This window comes from Luteibacter sp. (assembly GCF_036499525.1).
Lineage (GTDB): Bacteria > Pseudomonadota > Gammaproteobacteria > Xanthomonadales > Rhodanobacteraceae > Luteibacter.
In genome coordinates this window covers 35,233-42,148 of the sequence record NZ_DASYDO010000007.1, presented here as the reverse complement: position 1 = coordinate 42,148, position 6,916 = coordinate 35,233, and the positions used below count along the sequence as shown (strand labels likewise).

5 protein-coding genes and 1 pseudogene are annotated in these 6,916 nt (G+C 67.4%); all 6 read left to right on the top strand.

The genetic code is table 11. The features are described 5' to 3' along the window. Nucleotides 1-298, top strand: a pseudogene (locus tag VGM71_RS00780) (hypothetical protein); the annotation flags it as partial. 159 nt (nt 299-457) lie between these two features. After that, nucleotides 458-1,771, top strand: a complete 1,314-nt coding sequence (locus VGM71_RS00775; RefSeq protein WP_331541850.1) for an APC family permease — start codon at nt 458-460, stop codon at nt 1,769-1,771. 57 nt (nt 1,772-1,828) lie between these two features. Then, entirely contained in the window at nt 1,829-2,380 is a 552-nt protein-coding gene (locus VGM71_RS00770; protein ID WP_331541849.1) for a (2Fe-2S)-binding protein, read from the top strand. Then, a complete protein-coding gene (locus VGM71_RS00765) occupies nt 2,377-4,653 on the top strand; it encodes a xanthine dehydrogenase family protein molybdopterin-binding subunit (protein WP_331541848.1) in 2,277 nt (758 codons plus the stop codon). The genes VGM71_RS00770 and VGM71_RS00765 overlap by 4 nt, the downstream gene beginning before the upstream one ends. A 24-nt stretch (nt 4,654-4,677) precedes the next feature. After that, nucleotides 4,678-5,442: a class I SAM-dependent methyltransferase gene (locus VGM71_RS00760; protein ID WP_331541847.1), complete on the top strand. Its 765-nt coding sequence runs from the start codon at nt 4,678-4,680 to the stop codon at nt 5,440-5,442. A gap of 83 nt (nt 5,443-5,525) precedes the next feature. After that, nucleotides 5,526-6,809, top strand: a complete 1,284-nt coding sequence (locus VGM71_RS00755; protein WP_331541846.1) for a polyhydroxyalkanoate depolymerase — start codon at nt 5,526-5,528, stop codon at nt 6,807-6,809. Nucleotides 6,810-6,916 lie beyond the last annotated feature (107 nt).

The following is a 6,916-nucleotide window of genomic DNA, read 5'->3' as shown; positions in this document are numbered from 1 at the left end:
GGCGACCAAGGTGCTGGGTCCGATCCTCAAGGAACAACCCACACCGCTGGCCCTCGACGACATGGACCAGGACTTCGACATCGGCACGCGCATCGGCGACACCGGCATCGCCTCGCCCTTCGTGCAGATCGCCCTGGCCACGATGGCCAGCTACAAGCTCGGCGGCCCGTCGGCCACCGTGCATCGCCGCGAGAACGGCGATGTGACCTTCACCCTGATCAGCCCGCCCGATGAGAAGACCAAGGCGGCCTGGGAAGGTGAGGAGAAACGCAATCCCTTCTACGCCCATGTCCGCTAGCGGATCGGTAGCGGAGCAACACGCGAAGGTGGAACGTTTTGACATCGAGTCGTGGGTGTCGTACCTGGTCACATACCTGGACCCCGGCATGCCGTCTTGCGCACCTCGCGCGTACACGCCATTCTGAACGCTTCGCCATCACTGCCGCCTATCACCGCCATGGAAAACCCAGGCTACGCCCGACGTCTCACCCTCATGGACGCGGCGCTCATCGTCGTCGGCGGCATCATCGGCGGCGGCATCTTCCTCAATCCCGGCATCGCCGCGCAGCGCACCGACTCGGGCCTGGTACTGCTGGCCCTCTGGGTAGGGGGTGGCCTGCTCACTCTCGTCGGCTGCCTCTGCTACGCCGAACTGGGCGCGCGCCGGCCCGAAGCGGGCGGCAGCTACGTCTACCTGCGCGAGGCGTTCGGCCGGCTGGCCGGCTTCCTGTTCGGATGGACGATGCTGCTGGTGATCTACAGCGGCAGCAGCGCCGCCGTGGCGACGATTTTCGGCAGTTACGCCACCTCCGTCTTCGGCCTTTCGCCCACGCTGGTGAAGCCGCTGGCCGTGGGCGCGCTCGTCTTCGTCACCGGGCTGAACCTGTTCGGCATCCGCTTCGGCGCCCAGGTGCAGAACGTCTTCGCGATCCTCAAGCTCACCGCCATCGCGGTGCTGGTCGTCACCGGCCTCGCCTTCGCGGGCGCCGGCACCACGCAGGCCCTCACGCCAAGCCCCACCCATGTGGCGGGCGGCCTGGCCGGTGCCCTGTTGCCGGTACTGTTCGCGTTCTCCGGCTTCAGCTACCTCAACAATCTCGCCGGCGAGGTGCGCGATCCGCAGCGCACGCTGCCGCGCGCCCTCATCCTCGGCATGCTGGTGGTGATCGCGGCCTATGTGCTCACCAACTACGCCTACCTCGCCGTGCTCGGCCACGACGGCCTCGCCGCCAGCCAGGCGCCCGCCGCCGACGTGATGAGCCGTGTGTTCGGTGACACGGGAGCAAAGATCATCGCCGTCGGCATCGCGATATCCACGCTCGGCTTTTGCAACATCACCCTCGTGGCCGGCGCGCGCGTGCTCCAGGTAATGGGTGAGGATGGCCTGTTCTTCGCCAGCGTGGCGAAGCTGCATCCACGCTACCGCACGCCGAACATCGCCCTGATGGCGCTGTCGCTCTGGGCCATCGTGCTGGTCTTGGCGGCCAATTATGGCCAGTTGCTCGATTTCGCCACCTTCGGCGATTGGGCCGCGTACGCCGTGACCATCGCCACGCTGTTCTGGTATCGCCGCCATGCAAAGGGACGGCCGGCATTCGTCACGCCCGCCTACCCGCTGCTGCCGCTTGCCTTCCTCCTCACGGTGATCGCCGTGGTCGTGGCCTATGCGTGGGACAAGCCGCTCAGCGCGGGCGTGGTCTGCCTCGTGGTATTCGCCGGCCTGCCCGTGTACGCCGTGTGGCGTCGTCTGTTCAGGCCGGGGACACCCTAAGGCTCGCTGATCCCGGGCACGGATGCCACAATGCCCGGGATACCCTGAGGAAAGCAGATGGCACAGCAAGGCCCGACGTCGCCCGTATCCGTTCCGCCCCGCCAGGCGGCCGGCCAGCCCGCGCCCAAGCCGGTACGTGAAGGCATCGACGTCATCGTCAACGGCAAGCGCTACCGCCACACCGGCGACGAAGCCATGCCCCTGCTGTGGTATCTGCGCGATGTCCTGCGCCTCACCGGTGCCAAGTACGGCTGCGACCAGGGCGATTGCGGTTTCTGCACGGTCATCGTCGACGGCAAGGCCGTGCCCGCCTGCCAGGCGAAGATGGAGAAGATGCGCGGCAAGCGCGTCACCACCGTCGAAGGCCTCGCCGGCGACGACGGCAAGCTCCATCCCGTGCAGCAGGCCTGGATCGACGAGGACGCGATCATGTGCGGCTACTGCCAGCCCGGCCAGATCATGGCCGCGGTGGACCTGCTCTCGCGACAGAAGAATCCTTCCGATGCGGATATCGACAAGATTGGCAACCTTTGCCGCTGCGGCAGCTATGGGCGCATCCGCAAGGCGATCAAGCGCGCCGCCGGCGCCATGAAGGATGGCAAGGCATGAGCGGTGAGGTTCGCCTGTCCCGCCGCCGTTTCCTGAAGTACGCCGCCGGTACGGCAGGCGGGTTGATCGTCTGCGTCGGCACCGTTGGCGCGGTGGATCGTCCGCTCCCGCTGGGCCTGCTCGGCGACGCGTGGACACAGGTGGGTCCTTATCTGCGCCTTGCCGCTGACGGGCGCATCTTCATCGGCGTGCGCGACCCCGATAACGGCGAAGGCACGGCCACCTCGCTGGCCCGGATCATCGCCGAGGAACTCGACGCCGACTGGACCCGCGTGATCGTCGAACCACTGGGCCTTGGTGTCACCATGGGCAACGGCGAACCGAAATTCACTTACGGCCGTCAGCGTAGCGGCGACGCCACCAGTATCCCCGCCGCCTGGGCCGACCTGCGCCAGGCCGGCGCGCTGGGTCGCTGGCTGCTCCTGCAGGCTGCCGCACGCCGCCTTGGCGCTCCCGCGGAAAAGCTGCACAGCGAGAACGGCATGGTCGTAGCGGCCGATGGCCGGAGGCTTTCCTACGCCGATCTGGCGTCCGCCGCCGCCGGCATCGACGCACCGGCCACGCCACCGCCGCTCAAGTCGCCCGACCGCTACCGTCTCGTCGGCCAGCCAGCCGGCGATGTCGACGCGCTCGCCGTGGTCACCGGCATGCTGCGCTACGCCTTCGACGAGAGCATCGGCGATCCCGTCATCGCGGTGCTTGCGCGCTGCCCCTATCCGGGCGGCACGCTCGACCATGCCGACCGCGAGGCCGCGAAGAAGATCGAGGGCGTCTACGATGTCATCGACGTCGCGTCGCAACCGAACCAGCTTCCCGGCATGACAGTCCAGGCGCCGGCGCTCGCCGTGCTGGCACGGGATACCTGGTCGGCGCTGCGGGGGCGCGCGGCACTGAAGGCCACGTGGAAGGCGGACGCGAATCCCGAGCCGGCGTCTTCCGCGCTCGAGCAGCAAGCTGTCGAGGCGTTCGAGGACGAAGCCGTCACCCCTTCCATCCTGCGTAACGATGGCGATATCGCCGTAGCGCGCAAGAAAGCGGCGCATGCGCTCGAAGCCACCTATTTCCAGCCGTGGGTCGCGCATGCCACGGCGGAAACCCCGAACTGCGTCGTGCGCCTCGATCCCGGGGCAAGCGTCACGGTGATCGCCGCCACGCAGTCGCCGCGCCAGGTCTACACGCTGGTGCAGCGAATGACCGGCTTCCGCCCTGACCAGATCGACATCCAGGTGCCGCGCGGGGGCGGCGGTTTCGGTCGTCGCCTCGAGCAGGATTACATCGCCGAAGCCCTGACGATCGCGCTGGCGAAGAAGGCCGACGAGATCCGCAACCGGCCCGTGAAGGTGCTCTGGACTCGCGACGACGACCTCGCCCGCGACTTTTACCGGCCGCTGGCCGTGCACCGGCTCAATGCCTCGCTGGATCGCAAGAAGAAGATCGTCGGCTGGCACCAGCGCATGGCGAGCCCCTCCGCGACGGCCGGTCGCGGCACGGCGGACAACCGGCTGTGGCAGTCCGAACTCATGCCCGACGCGCTGCCGGCCGGCCTGGTGCCGAACTTCCGCAGCGACTGGTATCCATTGTCGTCCCGGCTTGCGCGTGGCGACTGGCGCGGCTCGCCCCATGTCACGCCGACCTTCGCCATCGAGAGCTTCATCGACGAGCTCGCGCACGCCACGAAAATGAATCCGCTCGACTTCCGCCTGGCCTTGCTCGGCGATCCGCAACAACTGCCGTACAACGGCCGCGGCGGTCCCATCGACACGGGCCGCATGATCAACGTGCTGAAACTGGCCGCTGACAAGCTCGACTGGAGCCGCTGGCTGCGAAGCGAGAACGGCCTTGGCATCGCCTGCGCTTACGTGTTCGGCGCCTATGTCGCGCACGCCATCGAGGTGGCGCCGACCACCGACGGCATCGACATCCACCGCGTGGTCTGCGTGGCCGACGTCGGCCGGGTCATCAATCCGCTCGGGCTCGAGGCACAACTCCAGGGCGCCACGCTGGATGCGCTTTCCACTGCCCTGAACCTCGCCATCACGGTCAAGGACGGTAAGGTGCAGCAGAGCGGTTTCCGCGACTATCCGATCGCCGCCACCCAGCCCATGCCCTATGACGTGGAGACGGTGGTCGTGCCGTCGACCGCCGAACCGACGGGTGCCAGCGTGGTGGCCGTGCCGTCGGCGGCACCGGCGCTGGCAAATGCCGTGTTCCGCGCGACCGCGGTACGCGTGCGGCGCCTGCCCCTCCTGCATGAGCTCGCGCGGTTGCGCTAGTTCGTCCCTATCCCGAGGTACCGCATGACCATCGCATCGTTCACCTCGGGCCCGCCGACACAGCGGACCGACGCCGACCTGATCGGCAGCAACAAGCGCTTCTACGACGCCCTCTGGTCGGAGGCGAAGCTGTTTTCGCCGGAGCAGTTCAACACCTGGCCGCTCGTGGCCGACCTGGTCGCCGAAACCACGCGGCGGCTCGAAGTCGCCCCGGGCCTGCGCCCGCGACTGCCGCTGACGGACACCCAGTTCGTGGACCTCAGCCGGCCGGCGCTTGCCGAGCTGGGTCGCCACGGCGCCCGCGTGGCCAACGCCATGATCGGCGCGCTGCCATTCCGCGACGCGAGTTTCGACTTCGTCTGTGCGTTCGACATCCTCGAGCACGTGGTGGACGACGAAGGCGCGCTGGGCGAGCTGGCCCGGGTGGCGGAGCCCGGGGCGCGCCTGCTGATCTCGGTGCCGCTCCATCCGGAAGCCTGGACCGCCTTCGACGATTTCGTGGGCCATTACCGCCGCTACGAGCCGGATGCGATCCGCGACCTGCTCGCCCGCCACGGCTTCGCCATCGAGCGCAGCGCGGTGTACGGCATGCAACCGAAGTCCTCGAAGCTGCTTGACCTGGGCCAATGGTTCCTCACCCACCGGCGGGCTCGTGCGATGTGGTGGTACAACCGCGTGTTCATGCCGCTGGGCGTCCGCTTCCAGAAGCCTCTGGCCTTCACGCCGGGATTCGAGCCGGCCTCCGGGGTGGACGAGGTTTTGCTGGTCTGCCGCAAGGCTATGACCTAAATCGAGCAAAAACAGGGGCTTTACACATGGCGCGGCGCAACTGGTTATGATGCGCGCCATCCCCCTGTCCCGGACGCAGCTGCATGCTCTACCTCATGCACGAATGGCAACGCTCGATGCTCAGCCCGCTGTCCTACTGGGCCGAGGCGGGAGCGAAGATGTTCGGCGACATCGCCAGCCCCTTCGCCCGCATGCCGGGCGCCGACCGGGCCGCGGCGGGTTGCGAGCTGATGTATCGCCTGGGCAAGGCGTACGAGAAACCCGCGTTCGACATTCATAGCGTTCATGCCCATGGCCACGACGTGGCGATCGTCGAACAGGTCGCCATGGCGAAGCCCTTCTGCACGCTGAAGCGCTTCAAGCGTTTCTCCGACGACCAGGCCACCGTGGACCGCATGAAGCACGATCCCGCCGTGCTGGTGGTCGCGCCGCTGTCGGGCCACCACTCCACCCTGCTGCGCGACACCGTGCGCACGCTGCTGCGCGACCACAAGGTGTACATCACCGACTGGGTGGATGCGCGCATGGTCCCGCTTGACGAGGGGTCGTTCTCGCTGGCCGACTACGTGTCGTACGTCGAGGAATTCATCCGCCACGTGGGCGTGCATCGCGCGCACGTGGTCTCCGTCTGCCAGCCGACCGTGCCGGTGCTCGCGGCGGTGTCGCTCATGGCAGCGCGCGGCGAGCCCACTCCCGCCACGCTGACGCTGATGGGTGGTCCGATCGACACGCGCAAGAGTCCCACCAGTGTCGACAACCTCGCGACGACGCGACCGCTGTCGTGGTTCCGCAACCAGCTGATCCACAAGGTGCCCTACCAGTACCCGGGCGCCGGGCGCGACGTGTACCCGGGTTTCCTGCAGCACGCCGGCTTTATCGCCATGAATCCGAGCCGCCACGTCATGTCGCACTGGGATTTTTACGAGAACCTGCGCAAGGGCGACCTCGACGACGCCGATGCGCATCGCAAATTCTATGACGAGTACAACGCCGTGCTCGACATGCCAGCCGAGTATTACCTCGACACCATCGAAACCGTGTTCCAGGAACAGCGCCTGCCCAAGGGTACCTGGGAGGTGAACGGCGAGCTGGTCCGTCCGGCGAAGATCAAGGATACCGCCCTGCTCACGATCGAAGGCGAGCTCGACGACATCTCCGGCCTCGGCCAGACCGAGGCGGCGCACGACCTGTGCAAGGGCATCGCGAAAAAGCGCCGCAAGCACATCACCGTGGAGGGAGCCGGCCACTACGGCATCTTCAGCGGCCGCCGCTGGCGCGACGTCGTCTATCCCGATGTTCGCGATTTCATCAAGGCGTTCGACCGCGGCAACAGCAACACGGGCGCACAGGGCATCCGGAAAGCCTGAGGGCTGAGCGGTAGGAGCGCGCCCTGCGCGCGACAGACTTTCGCCGCTGTCTGCAAATTCACGCGCCAGCGCCGAGGCCCGGCCCCAACACATGTCGCACGCAGGGC

Bases quoted from the DNA above. Each gene is read 5' to 3' on its own strand.
- VGM71_RS00775 (WP_331541850.1), top strand. From the start codon at position 458: ATGGAAAACCCAGGCTACGCCCGACGTCTCACCCTCATGGACGCGGCG.
- VGM71_RS00770 (WP_331541849.1), top strand. From the start codon at position 1,829: ATGGCACAGCAAGGCCCGACGTCGCCCGTATCCGTTCCGCCCCGCCAG.
- VGM71_RS00765 (WP_331541848.1), top strand. From the start codon at position 2,377: ATGAGCGGTGAGGTTCGCCTGTCCCGCCGCCGTTTCCTGAAGTACGCC.
- VGM71_RS00760 (WP_331541847.1), top strand. From the start codon at position 4,678: ATGACCATCGCATCGTTCACCTCGGGCCCGCCGACACAGCGGACCGAC.
- VGM71_RS00755 (WP_331541846.1), top strand. From the start codon at position 5,526: ATGCTCTACCTCATGCACGAATGGCAACGCTCGATGCTCAGCCCGCTG.